The organism is Pseudogemmobacter blasticus, from assembly GCF_003071405.1.
GTDB lineage: Bacteria > Pseudomonadota > Alphaproteobacteria > Rhodobacterales > Rhodobacteraceae > Pseudogemmobacter > Pseudogemmobacter blasticus.
Genome location: NZ_CP020470.1, coordinates 2,516,503 through 2,534,368 on the forward strand (window position 1 = coordinate 2,516,503; position 17,866 = coordinate 2,534,368).

General features: G+C 66.0%; 13 protein-coding genes and 1 CRISPR repeat array. Of the genes, 5 read left to right on the plus strand and 8 right to left on the minus strand.

What is annotated here, in order from left to right; all coding sequences use genetic code 11:
- The first annotated feature begins 25 nt into the window (after nt 1-25).
- The 5 genes from cas7c (at nt 26) to B6K69_RS12275 (ending at nt 6,678) form a co-directional block, all read left to right on the plus strand.
- A complete protein-coding gene (gene cas7c, locus B6K69_RS12255; RefSeq protein ID WP_108643982.1) occupies nt 26-976 on the plus strand; it encodes a type I-C CRISPR-associated protein Cas7/Csd2 in 951 nt (316 codons plus the stop codon).
- Nucleotides 977-1,600 (plus strand): CRISPR-associated protein Cas4, encoded by a 624-nt coding sequence (cas4, locus tag B6K69_RS12260; RefSeq protein ID WP_108643983.1) that lies wholly within the window; start codon nt 977-979, stop codon nt 1,598-1,600.
- Nucleotides 1,597-2,625: a type I-C CRISPR-associated endonuclease Cas1c gene (gene cas1c / locus B6K69_RS12265; RefSeq protein WP_108643984.1), complete on the plus strand. Its 1,029-nt coding sequence runs from the start codon at nt 1,597-1,599 to the stop codon at nt 2,623-2,625. The genes cas4 and cas1c overlap by 4 nt, the downstream gene beginning before the upstream one ends.
- 1 nt (nt 2,626) lies before the next feature.
- Entirely contained in the window at nt 2,627-2,917 is a 291-nt protein-coding gene (gene cas2 / locus B6K69_RS12270; protein ID WP_108643985.1) for a CRISPR-associated endonuclease Cas2, read from the plus strand.
- A gap of 183 nt (nt 2,918-3,100) precedes the next feature.
- Nucleotides 3,101-4,968: a CRISPR direct-repeat array (repeat unit 31 nt; unit sequence GTCGCCCCCACCCGGGGGCGCGGATCGAAAC).
- 207 nt (nt 4,969-5,175) lie between these two features.
- A complete protein-coding gene (locus B6K69_RS12275) occupies nt 5,176-6,678 on the plus strand; it encodes a leucyl aminopeptidase (RefSeq protein WP_108644916.1) in 1,503 nt (500 codons plus the stop codon).
- Nucleotides 6,679-6,712: 34 nt separating this feature from the next.
- Here B6K69_RS12275 and B6K69_RS12280 read toward each other — a convergent pair whose 3' ends face one another.
- The 8 genes from B6K69_RS12280 to B6K69_RS12315 all read right to left on the minus strand — a co-directional run bounded on the left by B6K69_RS12280 (nt 6,713) and on the right by B6K69_RS12315 (nt 17,773).
- Nucleotides 6,713-8,545 carry an ABC transporter ATP-binding protein gene (locus B6K69_RS12280; RefSeq protein WP_164681954.1) on the minus strand — a complete coding sequence of 611 codons (1,833 nt, stop codon included), beginning with the start codon at nt 8,543-8,545 and terminating at the stop codon, nt 6,713-6,715.
- Complete coding sequence (locus B6K69_RS12285; protein WP_107673139.1) at nt 8,542-9,513, minus strand: ABC transporter permease; 972 nt, start codon at nt 9,511-9,513, stop codon at nt 8,542-8,544. The genes B6K69_RS12280 and B6K69_RS12285 overlap by 4 nt, the downstream gene beginning before the upstream one ends.
- A 1-nt stretch (nt 9,514) precedes the next feature.
- Nucleotides 9,515-10,555 (minus strand): ABC transporter permease, encoded by a 1,041-nt coding sequence (locus tag B6K69_RS12290; RefSeq protein ID WP_107673140.1) that lies wholly within the window; start codon nt 10,553-10,555, stop codon nt 9,515-9,517.
- 9 nt (nt 10,556-10,564) lie between these two features.
- Nucleotides 10,565-12,226 carry an ABC transporter substrate-binding protein gene (locus B6K69_RS12295; protein WP_228156723.1) on the minus strand — a complete coding sequence of 554 codons (1,662 nt, stop codon included), beginning with the start codon at nt 12,224-12,226 and terminating at the stop codon, nt 10,565-10,567.
- Between the two features lie 67 nt (nt 12,227-12,293).
- Nucleotides 12,294-13,244, minus strand: coding sequence for a proline iminopeptidase-family hydrolase (locus B6K69_RS12300; RefSeq protein ID WP_108643986.1), 951 nt, complete (start codon nt 13,242-13,244; stop codon nt 12,294-12,296).
- 184 nt (nt 13,245-13,428) lie between these two features.
- On the minus strand, nt 13,429-14,883 hold the full coding sequence (locus tag B6K69_RS12305; protein ID WP_108643987.1) for a cobyric acid synthase: 1,455 nt from the start codon (nt 14,881-14,883) through the stop codon (nt 13,429-13,431).
- Entirely contained in the window at nt 14,880-16,454 is a 1,575-nt protein-coding gene (locus B6K69_RS12310; RefSeq protein WP_108643988.1) for a cobyric acid synthase, read from the minus strand. Before B6K69_RS12310 ends, B6K69_RS12305 begins: the two co-directional genes overlap by 4 nt.
- Complete coding sequence (locus B6K69_RS12315; RefSeq protein ID WP_108643989.1) at nt 16,451-17,773, minus strand: cobyrinate a,c-diamide synthase; 1,323 nt, start codon at nt 17,771-17,773, stop codon at nt 16,451-16,453. The genes B6K69_RS12310 and B6K69_RS12315 overlap by 4 nt, the downstream gene beginning before the upstream one ends.
- Nucleotides 17,774-17,866 lie beyond the last annotated feature (93 nt).

The window sequence follows — 17,866 nt, forward strand, 5'->3', positions numbered from 1 at the left end:
TGGATTTGCCGAAAAGGACAGCCCCATGACCCCCCTTTCCCGCCGCCACGATTTTGCGCTGATCTTCGATGTGACCAATGGCAACCCCAATGGCGACCCGGACGCCGGCAACATGCCGCGGCTTGACCCGGAGACCAACCACGGTCTCGTCAGCGATGTCAGCCTCAAGCGCAAGATCCGCAACTATGTTGACCTTGCCCGCACGGGCGAGGCGGGGCACCACATCTATGTTCAGGAAGGCGCCATCCTGAACGAGATGCATCGCAAGGCCTATGTTGCGCTGCGCCCCGATGACACGAAGGCGGCCAAGGATGCCAAGCTCAACCCCAAGGACGACGCCGAGGCGCTGAAACTGCGCGACTGGATGTGCGCCAACTTCTTCGATGTGCGCACCTTCGGCGCCGTCATGTCCACCGGCATCAACTGTGGCCAGGTCAAGGGGCCGGTGCAGATGACCTTTGCCACCTCGGTTGAACCGATCATGCCGGTCGAAATCACCGTCACCCGTATGGCCGCCACCAATGAGGCCGAAAAGAAGAAAGCCGCTGAAGGCGGGGACGACCAGCGCAGCGACAATCGCACCATGGGGCGCAAGCATATTGTTCCCTACGGCCTTTACCTTGCCCATGGCTTCGTTTCGGCGAAGTTTGCGGAAAAGACCGGGTTTTCGGAAGATGATCTTGCCCTGCTGTTCGAAGCCCTGACCTCGATGTTCGAGCATGATCGGTCTGCCGCGCGGGGCGAGATGACCACCCGCCGCCTGATTGTCTTCCGCCACCAGAACGCACTGGGCAACGCCCCGGCCCACAAGCTGTTTGACCGGGTCCGCATCGGCCGCAATGTCGAAGGGGAGTGGCGCGCGCTGGATGACAGGGGCTTGGGCAACCTGGCGCCGGCCCGGCGGTTCTCGGACTATGTGATCGAGATCGACCGTGAAGGCCTGCCGGAGGGGGTGGAGATTCTGGACCTGGTGTAGATGGAACCCATCCCCCTTTCGGCCATCCAGCACGCTGTCTATTGCCTACGGCAGGCGGCGCTGATCCATCTGGAGCGGCTTTGGGCCGAAAACCGCTTCACGGCGGAAGGGGATGTGCTGCATACGGTGGCCGACAAGGGCGGCTCCCGGCGCATCAAAGGGGCGCGGCGGGTCTTGTCGCTGCCCCTCGGATCGGCGCGGCTGAACCTGTCGGGCGTGGCCGATCTGGTTGAGTTCGGCCCCGACGGAACGGCCTTTCCGGTGGAATACAAGCGCGGCAAGCCCAAGCTGCACCGCGCCGACGAGGCGCAGCTCTGTGCGCAGGCGCTGTGTCTGGAAGAGATGACCGGCCGTCCCGTTCCCGAGGGCGCGCTGTTCTACGCCGAGACGCGGCGGCGGGTCATCGTTCCCTTCGATGCAGACCTTCGTGCCCTGACGGAAGCTGCCGTTGTCGATCTGGCCCGCGTCTTTGCCGCCGAGGAAACCCCGCCGCCCACGCTGCAGAAATCCCGCTGCCGGGCCTGTTCCCTGCTTGACCTCTGCCGCCCCGAAGCCTGTGGCCGCCCCGCCCGCGCCTGGCGTGACCGGGCGGTTGCAAGGGCGCTTGAGGATACGGACCCATGAAAAAGCTGCTGAACACCGCCTATGTCACCTCGGAAGGGGCCGCGCTGCACAAGGATGGCGAAAACCTGGTTGCCATGATCGACGGCGCCGAGAAATCCCGCGTTCCCCTGCACATGCTGGCTTCGGTTGTGGCGTTCGGCCCGGTTCTTGTCACGCCTGCGCTGATCGGCGCCTGTGCCGAGCGCGGCATCACGCTTGTCCTTCTTGATCGTTCCGGCCGCTTTCAGGCCCGCGTCGAAGGCCCAGCCCAGGGCAATGTTCTGCTGCGCCGCGCGCAGTACCGGCTGGCGGAAACCGGGAATGACCGTGGCGCCGACATCGTGCGGTCTTTCGTTCTGGCCAAGATCGCCAATCAGCGCGCTGTCCTGCGCCGGGCGATCCGTGACCACGAAGCCGGCCCGGGGCTGGAGGAGGCCACCGAACGCATGGCCCAGATCCTGCGCCGGGTGCAGCTTTCCGACAGGACAACCGACCAGTTGCGCGGATCAGAGGGCGAGGCCGCGAACCTTTACTTTGCCGTCTTCGACCGCCTGATCCGCAGCCCCGACGCTGCCTTGCGCTGGACCGGCCGGTCGCGCCGCCCGCCGCTGGATGCGATGAATGCGCTGCTGTCGTTTCTGTATACCATGCTCACACATGACTGCCGGTCAGCCTGTGAAAGTGTCGGCCTCGACCCGGCCGTGGGCTTTCTGCACCGGGATCGCCCCGGCCGCCCCTCGCTGGCGCTGGATCTGATGGAAGAGCTGCGTGCGCCTCTGGCCGACCGGCTGGCGCTGTCGCTTGTCAACCGGCGCCAGTTGCGGGCCGGGGATTTCCGGCAGACCGAAAGCGGCGCCGTGCTTCTGACGGACGAAGGGCGCAAGAAGGTGCTGACCGCCTGGCAAGAGCGCAAGCGAGAAGAGCGCCAACATGCCTTCCTGGACGAAAAGGCCCCGCTGGGGCTGGTGCCGCATCTTCAGGCGCAGCTTCTGGCCCGCCACCTGCGCGGCGACATGGATGCCTATCCGCCATGGTTCTGGACCTGACATGCTCGTCCTTGTGACCTATGATGTGAACACGCTGGAAGCGGGCGGCAGGAAACGCCTTCGCAAGATCGCCCAGGCCTGCGAGGATTACGGCCAGCGCGTCCAGTTCTCGGTCTTCGAGGTTGAGGTTGACCCGGCGCAATGGACCCGGCTCAAGGCGCGGCTGGAGGGGCTGATCGACCCCGCCCATGACAGCCTGCGCTACTACTATCTTGGCGCCAACTGGGAACGCCGCATCGAACATGTGGGCGCGAAACCCGCGAAAGACCTGAACGGCCCGCTGATCCTCTGACCTCCTCTGCGAACCTGCAGCATGGCGCCTTCCCCGCCGAGGTTCGCACCCTTTCCAGCTCTTTGAAATCGTGAAACATTCCTGCCGCCTGCGCCGGAAAACACCCGGGCGGAACCAGAACCGCCCGGCATTCGCGGCCAAGGCCCGATTTCCTTTTTGTCCTCCGCCAGATATACCCCCACAGTCGCCCCCACCCGGGGGCGCGGATCGAAACTCAAGATCGACGGAAAGGGAACCCTGCTTCCCGAAGTCGCCCCCACCCGGGGGCGCGGATCGAAACATTCTGCGGCCTCGCGGCTTTCGCCATCCGCCAGCGTCGCCCCCACCCGGGGGCGCGGATCGAAACACGCCGGCGCAGCGGCAGTTTCGGGCTGCCGCGCGGTCGCCCCCACCCGGGGGCGCGGATCGAAACATGCGGCCCCCTTCGGCCCGTGCGGGGCCAGCAGGTCGCCCCCACCCGGGGGCGCGGATCGAAACGCCTGCCGCAGGATATGGCCAAGAGGGGCGCGTGGGTCGCCCCCACCCGGGGGCGCGGATCGAAACATCTTCAAGGCCAGCGAGAGGGTGACGCTGCCCTGTCGCCCCCACCCGGGGGCGCGGATCGAAACCAAGATCGAGGCCGATCTGGCGTCCACGCTGAGCGTCGCCCCCACCCGGGGGCGCGGATCGAAACCTTGGGTCGAGCGAAATTGGATCAGGATCAGGACGTCGCCCCCACCCGGGGGCGCGGATCGAAACTCAATGCCGCCGTGCAAACGGTGATCGCCCTGCAGTCGCCCCCACCCGGGGGCGCGGATCGAAACCTCGTCCGGTTGGCCTCCGCCTTCGCGCATCCGCGTCGCCCCCACCCGGGGGCGCGGATCGAAACTTTCCGGTCAGCCACGTCCACTCGTCCTTGAAGGGTCGCCCCCACCCGGGGGCGCGGATCGAAACTCCTTCTGGGAGTTGACCTCCTTGAGGCGGCGGGGTCGCCCCCACCCGGGGGCGCGGATCGAAACAACACGTTACGAAACGTCAAGTTGAAATATGCTTGGTCGCCCCCACCCGGGGGCGCGGATCGAAACGGACTTTGAAGCCGGGGCACAACCGCGGAGCGTAAGTCGCCCCCACCCGGGGGCGCGGATCGAAACTGCGCATTGTAGAAATCGGTGAGCGAAATGGAGGTCGCCCCCACCCGGGGGCGCGGATCGAAACCACGCCGCCGCTCACAACGCGAAAATACCAAACAAGTCGCCCCCACCCGGGGGCGCGGATCGAAACACGTTCAACCTCGGGGCCGGTGCGCTGCGCAAATCGTCGCCCCCACCCGGGGGCGCGGATCGAAACAGCCGCGCATCGCTTGACGTTGATGTGGAGGTAGGGTCGCCCCCACCCGGGGGCGCGGATCGAAACAAGCTGATCGAACGCATCGCCGCAGACCTGCGGGACGTCGCCCCCACCCGGGGGCGCGGATCGAAACAGGCACGCACCAGAGCGGCGGCGGAAGCCGAAGCGTCGCCCCCACCCGGGGGCGCGGATCGAAACGACCACGTCGATAACGTGTGGATCGGCCCTGTAAGGTCGCCCCCACCCGGGGGCGCGGATCGAAACGTGGGTGGGCGACATGAATGCCGCCGGCATGGAGTGTCGCCCCCACCCGGGGGCGCGGATCGAAACGGCACCGCTAAAAACGTCTCGCCCTCCGTCCTGCCGTCGCCCCCACCCGGGGGCGCGGATCGAAACGCACTTGGCGTGGTCGAATAGTCGGATACGGCCATGTCGCCCCCACCCGGGGGCGCGGATCGAAACCTCGGTGGAGACGCATCCAGCCAGAGCGATCAGGGGTCGCCCCCACCCGGGGGCGCGGATCGAAACTGCTGACGCGGTGCTGGAACAGGCATTGGGCAGTTGTCGCCCCCACCCGGGGGCGCGGATCGAAACACCAAGGCGGCGATCATGGCCTGCCTTCGTGCCGGTCGCCCCCACCCGGGGGCGCGGATCGAAACCGCATGACATCTGGGTTCCGCTCATAGAACCGCGCGTCGCCCCCACCCGGGGGCGCGGATCGAAACCAGGAACAGGCGATGCAGATTGCCGTGGTCGCCGCAGTCGCCCCCACCCGGGGGCGGCGCAGAGGGGGAGGTGGGCCGGGTATGGCCGTCTCCTCTGTGGCGTGGGGGCGGCTTGGTCTGGCTGTTCAGATTTTCCGAACCGGCTCTATTCACCGCGGGACGGGCAATCTAGAACGGTGGGAAATGATCAAATCATGGAATCGCTCGATGGCTATCTCAACTCATTCCATTCGTTCGAGTGCGGCGACCGCTTGGGAAACTGACGGTGCGGTGGTGATTTTCAGGGCAGGGCATGGTGGTTTCGGTCCGAAGGCCCGGGCCGTGGATCATGCCATCGGCGGGGCCGCCGGTCGGGCGGCGTCGGCACCGCGGTTCAGCGGCAAGTCGGGCGACTGTATTGATATTCTGGCCCCGGTGGGGCTGAAGGCACGCCGCGTGGTTGTGCTGGATCTGGGGGACCCGGCGGCGTTGACGGCGCTTTCGGCCAGCAGGGCGGGGTCGTCGCTGGCCCGGCATCTGGAAAACGAAGGGGAACAGACGGCGCTGGTTCTGTTCGAAACCTCGGCGGGTGCCGCGCTGGCGGGGAATGACCTTCTTGCCCAGATCCTGCTGGGGATGCGGCTCAGGAATTATCGCTTTGCCCTGATGGCCCGAACGGAGAAGGCGTTCGACCTGACCCTGACGCTGGAACATGATGAGGCCGAGGCCAAGCCGCTTGTCCGCAGTGAGGCGGTGGCTGACGGTGTCGCGCTGGCCAGGACGCTGGTGAACTATCCGGCAAGCCATCTGAACCCGGACAACTTTGCCGATTATCTTGAGCCGCTGCAGGCGGCCGGGATTGCGGTCGAGGTGCTGGACAAGGCGGAACTGGAACGCCTTGGCATGGGGGCGATCCTGGCCGTGGGGAACGGGTCGGCGCGGGGCCCCAGGGTGATTGTGCTGCGTTACAAGGGGGCGGAAGGCCAGCCCCTGGCGCTGGTTGGCAAGGGCATGTGCTTTGACGCGGGCGGGCTTTGCATCAAGACCGGGCCGCAGATGTTCACCATGAAGGGGGACATGGGCGGAGCGGCGGCGGTCATCGGCGCGATGCTGGCGCTGGCGCGGCAGAAGGCGGCGGTGCATGTCGTCGGCGTGCTGGGCGTGGCAGAGAACATGCTTTCGGGCAGTTCCTACAAGCCGGGCGACATTGTCACCACCATGTCGGGTCGCACGGTCGAGGTCTTTGACACCGATTGTGAGGGCCGGATGGTGCTGGCCGATGTGCTGCATTACACGGCAACCCGGTTCCAGCCGAAAGCCATCGTCGATCTTGCCACGCTGACCTATTCGGTGATGCGCGGCCTTGGCCATGCCTTTGCCGGCCTTTTCGCCACCCATGACGAGCTGGCCAATGGCCTGCTTGCCGCGGGCGAGGCAACGGGCGAGCGCTTCTGGCGCCTGCCGCTGGACCCGGCCTATGAGGAAAACCTGATCTCGCCGATTGCCGATCTGCGCCAGCATGGCCGCGATCTGGAAGATGGGGATGCCCCGGTGGCGGCAGCCTTCCTGAAGACCTTCGCGGAAGGCGTGCCCTATGTGCATCTTGATATTGCCGGAAAAGAGCTGATCGACCAGGATCGCCTTCATGCCCGCGCGGGCGGGGCGGGCTTTGGCGTCCAGCTTCTTGAGGAATGGATCACCTCTGGCGCGGCGGCGAAGTTCCGCGGTTGAAACAAAAGGGCGGCCCGAAAGGCCGCCCTTTTCCTTACGCCTCGACCATCACCAGATGGCCGGGCGCCACCTCTTCGTAATGCCGCGCCGGCGGTCTGAAATCCAGCGGGCGGATCGGTGTTTTCAGTTCCTTGATCTGCTGGTTGCGGCGCAGGTGGCGGCGGCCCGGGTCCGGCACCGTGACCGCGCCGATCAACTGGCGCGTATAGGCGTGGCGCGGGCGTTCCAGGATTTCCGCGCGCGGGCCGATCTCGACGATTTCGCCCATATACATCACCGCAATCCGGTGGCTGACACGTTCTACCACGGCGATGTCATGGCTGATGAAGAGGAACGCGATGCCAAGCCGGTCCTGGATGTCGAGAAGCAGGTTCACCACCTGCGCCTTGACCGAGACATCCAGCGCCGAAACGGATTCGTCGGCGATGATCAGCTTCGGGTCAAGCATCAGCGCCCGTGCGATGCAGACGCGCTGGCGCTGACCGCCGGAAAATTCGTGCGGATAGCGCTCCAGCATGTCGCGGGTCAGGCCGACCTGTTCCATCAGCCTTGCGGCCTTTTCGCGCGCCTGGGGGACCGTTCCCATCCGGTGTTCGGTGAACGGCTCGACCAGCGCATCCCCCACGGTCATCCTGGGGTTCATGCTTGCCAGCGGGTCTTGCGGGATCATCTGGATCTCGCGCCGCTTCAGGCGCAACGCTTCGGGGCGCAGGGTGAACAGCTCATCCCCCGCCATCGCGACCGAGCCGGTCGCGTGGTCGGTAAGCCGGATGATCGACTTCCCTGTCGTCGATTTGCCGCAACCGGATTCGCCGACCAGCGAGAGGGTCTCGCCTGGAAAAATGCGGAACGAGACATTCTCGACGGCATGAACCCGCGCCACGCGCCGGTTCAGCAGGCCGCCCCGCACATCGAAGCGCGTCACCAGATTGCGCACCTCAAGAATCGGCTTCGAAAGGTCGGGGCTGCTTTGCAAGGGCAGCGCCTCTCCGGCGACGCCGGTTTTCATGTCGACCAGCGGGAAGCGCAGGGGCGCGGGCTTGCCCTTCATGCTGCCCAGCACCGGGACCGAGGCCAGCAATGCCTTGGTATAGGGTTCGCGCGGATGGGCGAAGATCTCGGCCGTCGGCCCCTGTTCGACCGTGCGGCCGCGCAGCATGACGACGGTGCGATCCGCCATTTCCGCCACGACCCCCATGTCGTGCGTGATGAACAGCATCGCCATGCCGTATTCGGCCTGAATATCTTTCAGCAGATCAAGGATTTCGCCCTGCACCGTCACATCAAGCGCCGTGGTCGGCTCATCGGCGATCAGCAGCTTCGGGCGCGAGGCCAGCGCCATGGCGATCATCACGCGCTGGCGCATCCCCCCCGAAAACGCATGGGGATAATCCTCCATCCGCCGCGCCGCATTGGGGATGCGGACGCGCTCCAGCAGGGCAATCGCCTGTTTGCGGGCTTCGGCCTTCGGCAGATCGCGATGCGAGGTCAGCGCCTCGGTGATCTGATCGCCGACCCGATAGATCGGATGCAGAGAGGTCATCGGCTCCTGAAAGATCATGGCCGCCGCCTGGCCGCGAATGTGGCGGATCTTGCCCGCCTCATCGAGGTTCAGCACCTCATGCCCGGCCAGTTGGATGCGGCCTTCGACCTTGCTGGTTGCCGGGTCAAGAAGGCCCATGACCGAAAGCGAGGTCACGCTTTTGCCAGAGCCGGATTCACCGACCAGCGCCACCGTCTCGCCCGGGCGGATGTCGAAGGAAAGCCCCTCGATCACGCGGTTCCAGCTATTGCGCGCGCCAAGGAATGCGACCGACAGGTTTTCGATCTTCAGGATCGGCGCGGTCATTTCAGCAGGTTCTTTCATGCGCGGCGCATCCTTGGGTCGATCAGCAGGCAAAGAAGGTCAACCACGGCATTGGCGATCACCACGAAGAACGAGGCGTAGAGCACGGTCGCCATGATCATCGGCAGATCAAGCACCTTAAGCGCCTGATAGGTGAGCCGTCCGACCCCGTTGATGCCGAAGACCACCTCGGTCAGCACGGCCGCGCCGCCGACCAGCACGCCGAAATCCATTCCGAACATGATGACGATGGGGATGATGGCCGAACGGGTGGCGTGTTTCAGCAGCACCTTGCGGCCGGTCAGCCCCTTGGCGCGGGCGGTGCGGATGAAATCTTCCTGATAGGTCTCGATGATGCCGGTCCTCAGCATCCGGCCATACAGCCCGATGTAAAGGAAGGCGAGCGTCAGCCACGGAAAGACCATCGAGCGGAACCAGAGGCCGGGGTCTTGCGAGAAGGGCGTATAGCCAAGCGCCGGCACCCAGGAAAAGGCCCAGGTGTCATGCAGCCGGTTCTGCGTGACAAGGTTCACCATCTCGCCCACCCAGAAGACCGGCATCGCGACCGCCATCATCGAAAGACCCATCAGGATCTTGTCGGGCCAGCGCCCGCGAAAGGCCGCCGCGGTGATGCCGGTCAGGATACCGCCCAGCATCCACAGGACGGCGGCGCCAGAGACCAGCGACAGCGTGGCAGGGGCGGCGGCCATCACGGTCGGGATGATCTTCTGGCCGCGATTGGCGAAAGAGGTCAGGTCCTGGCTGATGAACAGCCGCTGCATCATCAGCCCGTATTGAACGTAAAGCGGGCGGTCGAGACCAAAGTCCTTCCTGACCGCCTCGATGGTTTCCTGGGCGGCGTTCTTGCCCGCGATGCGGGCGGCCGGGTCGGAAGAGGGCGTTGCAAAGAAGATCAGGAAGGTGATGACCGAGATCCCGAACATCACCACGACCATGCGCAAAAGCCGCGAAAGGATGGCTGCCAGCATTTCAGCGCCCCCGTGCCGATTTCGGGTCAAGCACGTCGCGCAACACATCCCCGAACAGGTTCAGCAAAAGCACCGTCACCATGATGGCAAGGCCTGGCGCCAGTGACACCCAGGGGCGGGAGTAAAGCAGCGTCTGCCCGTCCTGGAGAATTGTTCCCCAACTGGCATTCGGCGGTTGCACACCGACCGACAGGAACGAAAGCGAGCTTTCTGTCACGATGTTCAGTGCCATCAGCATGGGCGCGAACACGATCAGCGTGGTCGAGACATTGGGCAGGATATGGCGCAGCAGGATCTTCCAGCGGCGGATGCCAAGACCCCGTGCCGCCATGACGAATTCGGACTGGTTGATTGCCATGACGCGCCCGCGGATGGGCCGCGCAACATAAGGCACATAGACGAGGCCGATGATCAGGATCGGCACGATCAGACTGCCCGATGATATTTCGAACGGCCCAAGCGCGAAGCTCTTGCCGATCATCACGATCGAGAGCGAGATCGCCAGAAGATAGACCGGGAAGGCCCAGATCATGTCGATCAGGTTGGACAGGACACCATCCACCATGCCGCCCGAATAGCCGGCGGCGATGCCGATGATCGCGGCGCAGAACAGGCAGATCAGCGTGGACGCCCCGGCGATCAGCAGCGAATTGCGGCCACCATACAGCATCCTGGCCGCCACATCGCGGCCCTGGCCATCGGCGCCCAGCATGTATTGCGGCCCCCAGGTCGGGCCGATCGGCGTGACGCCCAGGCCAAGCCCTTCGGTTGACTGCTGCATCACGGGGGTGGGCTTGCCGTCGATCTTGATCTTTGCCGACAGCCCGGACCGGAACGGGTCTGTTCCCGCGACATGTTTCGCATAGACGGGCGCAAGCAGCGTTGCGACCACGATCAGCATCAGAAGCCCTGCGGAAATCATTGCGGTCGGGCTGGCGATCAGCCCCTGGAAGACACGCTTCCAGGGGCCGCGCCGCGCGCCCGTCTCCTCCCCGGCGGGAACCACCGGGGAGAGAGCGCTGTTGTCAGAGTCAGGCGTCATCACGTCAGATCACTGAACCCAGGCCGTGCCGACCAGCCAGTGGAACTGGCTCGTGAACTCGTAATTGCCGACGCGGGTCGAGATCAGGTCAACGTCCTTCGGCGTGAACATCGGGACAGCGGGGGCCAGCTTCATCATGTCATAGTCGATGTCGCCCCATTCCTTCAGCGCGGCTTCCGGGTCGGTCGAACCCAGAACCATCGCCGCCTTCATGCGGTCATCAAGGCCCTTGTCGCAGATGCCCGACATGTTCACCGAGCTGTCAGAACCGGGCGTGAAGCTGTCACAGCCGAACAGGACATTCAGGAAGTTCGAGGGGGCAGGGTAATCCTGATACCATTGCGTCACCGAGATCTGAACATTGTTGTTGGTGTTCTGGATATAGGTGAACTGGATGTCGCCCGAGATCGACTGAACGGTCGCGTCATAGCCGAGATCGCTGAGTACGGTCTGCAGATAGGTGCCAACACCGCGCGAGGTGACGGAATCATCGGTCACGACGGTGACTTTCTGCCCCTTGGTGCCGGAAGCCTCGACCAGCGCCAGTGCCTTGTCCATGTCGGGGGCGGACCAAAGCTCGCCCGGATCGGCGGTGTAGTCGCAGCGGTCAACATGGCCGGGCATGTCGGGCGGCAGGATGGTGCAGACCGGGGTGGCCAGTGCCGGGCCGCCGAAGATCGAGACCAGCGCATCGCGGTCAACGGCGTAGTTCAGCGCCTGGCGCGCCTCAAGGCTGTTGAACGGCGCGATGTTCACGTTCATCGGCGCATACCACCACGCCACCAGCGGCGAGACGCGCAACTGATCGGGGTTCGAGACGCTGAGTTCGGCCAGACGGTCGGTCGGGACCGGCTCATACATCCAGTCTGCCTGGCCGTTCAGGATCGCATTGACCGCAGCCTCTTCGGTGCCACCGAAGGTGTATTCGATCCGGTCGACATAGCCCTTGGGCTGGGCTTCCTTGCTCCATTCCTGGAAATGCGGATTGCGCACCATGATGAGCGAGGCGTTCGGGTCATAGCTTTCGAACATGTAGCTGCCGGTGCCGGGGATCGGCTCATTGCCGGCATCCTTCATCACCGTGTCGGCAGGCACGATCGAGGCGTGCGGCACGGCAAGTTTGTACAGGAATTCCGCATCCGGGGCGACGAGGTTGATGGTGATGGTGTTCGTTGCGGCATCGGCCACAATGCCGCCTTCCAGCGTGCAGGTGGCGGCTTCGGCAAGGCATTTGTCCGCGCCGACAATGCCATTGTAGAAGCTGCCAGAGGTCGGGCTGGAAATCTTGAAGATCCGCTGGAAGGACGCAACCACGTCGTCCACGGTCAGATCCTTGCCATTCGAGAACTTGATCCCCTGGCGCAGCTTGAACGTGTAGGTCTTGCCGTCATTCGACAGCACCGGCATGTCCTCGGCCAGATCCGGCACCACTTCTGCGCTTTCCGGGCCATTGACCTTTTTGAACGCCATCAGGCCGTCATGCGTCCAGATGAACAGCGGCCAGTAGCGCGCCGTATAGTTGATCTGAGGGTCGAGCGTGCCTTCGGACGAAACGCCGAGCAGCTTCAGCGTGCCGCCATAGTGGCCGTCATCCGCAAAGGCCGGCTGGAAGGCGGTGCCAAGCGCCAGTGCCGCCGCGCCACACAGGATATGGCCACGCAGCCTGGTCATCAGAGACCGTGTTTCACACATTTCTAGGGACTCCCTCAGGATGAGATTGCGGTCTTTGCCGCTGTGGTTATTGCCCGGCCCGAACCGTGGCAAAGCTCTGAACACACTCGGTACCTGCATCACATTCGGCCAGAAACGCTCCAACCTTTTTCATGCAGTCGTCAAACTCCTCAACATGCGGCATATGGCTGGAGTTTGGAAAGATATGCCATCGAACATCTTCGATGTTGTCGGCAAAGGGCTGTATCGTGGCGGGCGTGGCCTCGTCAAAGGCGCCCGAGATCAGCAGGACCGGCACAGTGATCCGTGAAAGACGGTCGCTGATGTCCCAGTCTTTCAGCGTGCCCGTGATGTGAAACTCGTTCGGGCCGATCATCAGGTTGTACACATGGGAATCGGCGGCCATGGCGCGGTTGGTGCGCTGCACCCCATCGGGCGCGGGGTTCAGCCTGCACACATGGCGCGCGTTGAACACCTTTGTTGCGGCTTCATAATCCGGATGGTCGGTGGTTCCCGCCGCCTCATGCAGATCAAGCACCGCGCGGGTTTCTGCGGGCAGGGCGTTGCGCAGCCGGGCGGTTTCCGTGATCCAGACCGGCATGGACGCGGGGCTGTCCGCCAGAACCAGCGCCCTGAGCCCCGCCGGACGGGTGACGGCGTGTTCCGCGCCCAGCATCCCGCCCCAGGACTGCCCCAGAAGATGGTAGCCACCTTCGATGCCAAGATGGGCGATCAGGTTCCGCAGTTCCGCAAGGAACAGGTCGACCGTCCAGAAATCCGCGCCCTTGTCCGGCAACCGGGTCGAGTTTCCGTTCCCGATCTGATCGTAATGAATCACCGCGCGGCCGGCCCCGGCCAGGGCGGCAAAACTTTCGACATAATCCCAGGTGCAGCCCGGGCCGCCGTGGACAACGATCAGGGGCGTGCGCCCGGACGCCATGTCGCCGGTAATGCGATACCAGGTCTGATATTCGCCAAAGGGCGCACGGCCCTCGGTTACCCCTGCCTGAGTCAGCATCGCATTACGCCCCTGTCGAGAGATTGGTGCCGGACCCCCAGGTGCCCGGTTCCCGTATCATTGCCGGAAGCCCAGCAGTTGCAAGGCCTTGATCGCTTTCTCCGAAAATGACACCCGCCACCGCTGCCCGTCGGCAAGCCGGAAGGCCGGTTTCACGCGGCGCAGGCCGGGGCCGGGCAGCGGGTCACCGCGCCAGGGACAGCAGCGCGTCAAGGTCGAGATCGGCCTCGATTTCACTGGCAAGGGTGTCCAGCGCCCGGTCCAGCCGGGCCGCCTGATCCTGCGCGGGGACGGTGCCCCCCATGGCGGTCAGCCACTGGCCGCGAAAGCCATCCGCCGCGAACAGGCCATGGAGATAGCAGCCCATCACCTTGCCATCGGGCGAGACCGCGCCTTCGGCCCGGCCGTTCGGTCGCAGCCAGGGGCGCGACAGGCCTTCGCCGCTGGTCCGGCCCATGTGCATCTCGTATCCCCGCAGGGCCGTTCCGGTCAGGGCATCGGTTGCCTCGATCTGCACCAGCCGCTTGTCGGCGGTCAGAACCGTGTCCACCTCCAGCAGCCCCAGGCCCGCGGTCTCGCCCGCCGGGCCCTCGATCCCGTCCGGGTCGGCGACGCGCCGCCCCAGCATCTGGAACCCGGCGCAAAGGCCCGCCACCCGGCCGCCCCGGCGCAGATGGGCGGCGATGTCGATGTCCCAACCCTCGGCTCGCAGGCTTGCAAGTGCCGCGCGGGTGGTCTTGGACCCCAGAAGCAGCACCACATCCGTATCGCCGGGGATCGGCCGACCGGGCCGGACCCAGCGCAGGTCTACCCCCGGCTCTGCCGCCAGCGGATCAATGTCATCGGCATTGGCCAGCCGGGGCAGTTCCGGCACGGCAATCACCAGCCCGCGCCCCGAACCCGTCTGGCGACCATGGCCCAGGGAATCTTCTTCGGGCAGGCTGCGCGCGGTCTGCGACCAGCGCAGAAGGCCCAGCACGGGCCAGCCGGTTTCATTCCGTATGTCACGGGCGGCGGGGGCGAACACACCCGGATCGCCGCGGAACTTGTTGACGATCAAGCCCTTGCAGCGGGCGCGTTCCGAAGCCGTCCACAGGCGGTGATGCCCGATTGCCGCCGCCGTTACCCCGCCGCGTGAATCATCGCCCAGAAGAACCACCGGCAGATCGGCCGTTTCGGCCAGACCCATGTTGGAAATGTCCTGCGCCCGCAGATAGCGCTCGGCCCCGCTGCCCGCGCCCTCGATCAGCACCAGATCGTGACGGTCGGCCAGGCGGGACAGGCTGGCGCAGACGGCGGGCAGAAGCCCGGGCTTCAGCCGCTGATAGGCCGCGGCCGAATAGCGGCCCAGAACCCGGCCCTGCACCACCACCTGCGCCTCGACATCGGTTTCCGGTTTCAGAAGCACCGGGTTCATGTCTGACACTGGCGCCAGTCCCGCCGCCCGCGCATGCAGGGCCTGCGCGCGGCCGATCTCGCCGCCGTCCGCCGTGACGGCCGCATTGTTCGACATGTTCTGTGCCTTGAACGGCGCCACGCTCAGGCCACGGCGGGAAAAGGCACGGGCCAGTCCCGCCACCAGCAGGCTTTTCCCCACGTCCGAGCCGGTGCCCAGCACCATCAGCCGCCGCCCGGTCATCGCGCCAGGGCCAGAAGGGCATCAAGGTCCAGATCGGCTTCCAACTGGTCGGCCAAAGCGTCCAGTGTGCGGTCCACTTGCGCCTCATGGTCAAGTCCGGATGCCCGCCCGCCCATCGCGGCCAGCCAGTGCCGGCGATAGCCGTCGGCGCCGAAGATGCCGTGGATATAGCCGCCCATCACCCGCCCATCCGCCGATATGGCGCCCTCGGGCACGCCATCCAGCCGCAGCCAGGGCCGGTCCAGCCCTGCGCCGGTGGTGCGGCCCATGTGCATCTCATATCCGGTGACGCGGGTGCCTGATCGCGCATCGGTCGCCGCGACCTCAACCAGCTTCTTGTCGCGGGTTATGGTCGTTTCCACCTCAAGCAACCCCAGGCCGGCGGTTTCGCCGGCCGGTCCTTCCAGCCCCTCGGGGTCGCGTACCACGCGGCCCAGAATCTGGAAGCCGGCACAAATGCCCACCACGCGGCCGCCCCTGCGGTGATGGGCCAGGATGTCGATGTCCCAGCCCTGTTTGCGCAGCGCCTCAAGCGCCGACCGCGTGGTCTTCGACCCGGGCAGCAGCACCACATCCGCATTGGCCGGGATCGGCTGGCCGGGTTTCACCCAGCGCAGGTCCACCCCCGGCTCGGCTGACAGCGGATCAAGGTCGTCGAAATTCGCCACCCGGTCGATTTGCGGCACGGCGATGACCAGCCCCCCGCCCGCGCTGCGGCCCGGCCGTTCCAGCGCCAGCGCATCTTCGGCCGGCAGCAACGCCGCCGCATCAAACCAGCGCGCGGCACCCAGAAAGGGCCAGCCGGTGACATTTGTCATGGTGCGGCAGGCCGGTTCGTAAAGCGCAAACTGGCCCCGGAACTTGTTGACCAGAAACCCCCGGATGCGCGCGCGTTCTGCGGGCGTGTGCAGCAGCCAGCTTCCGACCACCGCCGCCATGGCGCCGCCGCGGTCATTGTCGGTCAGCAGCACCACCGGCAGGTCGGCGGCCCCGGCGAACAGCATGTTGGCGATGTCGGATCGCCGCAGATGGGTTTCGGTGCCCGATCCGGCGCCTTCGACCAGCACCAGATCGGCTTCGGCCGCCACCCGCCGATAGCTGTCCAGCACGGCGGGCAGCAGCAGCGGTTTCAGCCCGTGGTAATGCCGCGCCGGCCAGTTCCCCAGCGCGCGCCCCCGCAGCACCACCTGAGAGCCGACCATCGCCTGCGGTTTCAGCAACACCGGGTTCATGTGGATCGAGGGCGCCAGCCCCGCTGCCCGTGCCTGCAAGGCCTGCGCCCGGCCGATTTCGCCGCGCCGGGGCGTTCCGTCGGCATCGGGCGACAGGTCGCTGTCGGCCGTGACGGCGGCGTTGTTCGACATGTTCTGCGCCTTGAACGGCGCCACCTTCAGCCCGCGCCGGGCATAGGCGCGGCACAGGCCCGCCACCAGCAGGCTTTTGCCCACGTCCGAACTGGTGCCCTGGATCATCAGCGCGCGGCCCCGTCGCGGCGGCGGCGGGTCCAGCAGGGGCACCTCGATCTTGGGCAGCGGCGGCGGGGCATCGTCGGGCGGCAGGGGGGCGGTCATGTGGCGGCGCCTTCGGTGGCGATCAGGTGGAAGAAGCTGCCCGAGACATGGCCCCGCGTGCTGCCGGTTTCCTGCACCGGGTTTCCCGAGGCATCGGTGGCCCGTGCCAGCGGCGCGTCGGGCTGGGCCAGGATCGAGGAATAGTGGAACTCATGCCCCCGCAGCGCGGTGCCGGGGGCATGGCCCGGCATCGGGGCCACCAGCGTGGCGCGGCGGTAGCCAAGGTGCAGGCGGCGGACCTGGTAGCTGGTAACCAGCCCCAGAAGGCCCGCCATCCGGTGACTGGTCCCCGAGGCATCCACCAGCGCCTCGCCCAGAACCATGTAGCCGCCACATTCGCCATGGACGGGTTTGGTCTGCGCATGGCGGCGCAGGCCGGACAGGAAGGTTTCGGCCGCCGCCAGCCGCCCGGCGTGCAACTCGGGGTACCCTCCGGGCAACCAGACCAGATCGGCCGAGGGATCGGGGGCCTGATCGTCGAGAGGCGAGAACGGCAGCACTTCGGCCCCCGCCCGGCGCCAGCCTTCCAGCAGATGGCGGTAGACGAAAGAGAACGCCACGTCGCGCGCCAGCGCGATGCGCTGCGCCGGCGGCAGGGGCCAGGCCCCGGCCGGGGGCGGGCCGGCTGATCGGGCGGCACCGATCAGCGCGGCCAGATCGGCATGGTCACGCACGAAGGCCCCCAGCCGGGCGATCAGCGCCTCAAGCCGGGGATGTTCGTCTGCCTGCACCAGGCCAAGGTGACGTTCCGGCAGGCTGAGATCGCTGCGGCGGGGCAGGGCGGCCAGCACGGGAATGTCCAGTCGCGCCATCTCTTCGCGGACCATCACCTCATGCCGGGCACCGGCGACGTTGTTCAGGATCACGCCCGCCAGCGGCGGCGCATCGGGGTGGCGGGCGAACCCCAGCGCAACCGCCGCTGCCGATTGTGCCTGGCCTTCGACGTTCAGCGCCAGAACTACAGGCCAACCGCAAATCCGGGCCATTTCGGCGGATGAGCCGCGGCCGCGGCGCCCGGGCTTCGAGGTGCCGTCGTAAAGACCCATAGAGCCTTCGGCGATCACCAGATCGGCGCCATCGGCCTGATGCCGGACCGCATCCATCAGGCTTTGGTCCATCGCCCAGGAATCAAGGTTGAAGGACGGCCGTCCGGCTGCCAGGCCGTGAAAGGCGGTGTCGATGTAATCGGGACCGTTCTTGAAGGGCTGCACGACAAGCCCCCGATCGCGCAAGGCCCGCAACAGGCCCAGCGTCACGGTTGTCTTGCCTGCGCCCGAATTCGGGGCCGCGATCACCAGCCCCCCGGGCCAAGCCGTCATGGCCAAAGTCCCGGAACCGGCGAAAGAGTTTCAGGCGGCATGTCGTCCCTCATGTTCAGGGACAAGGTGGAAGGGCGGGTGCAGCCACGGCCA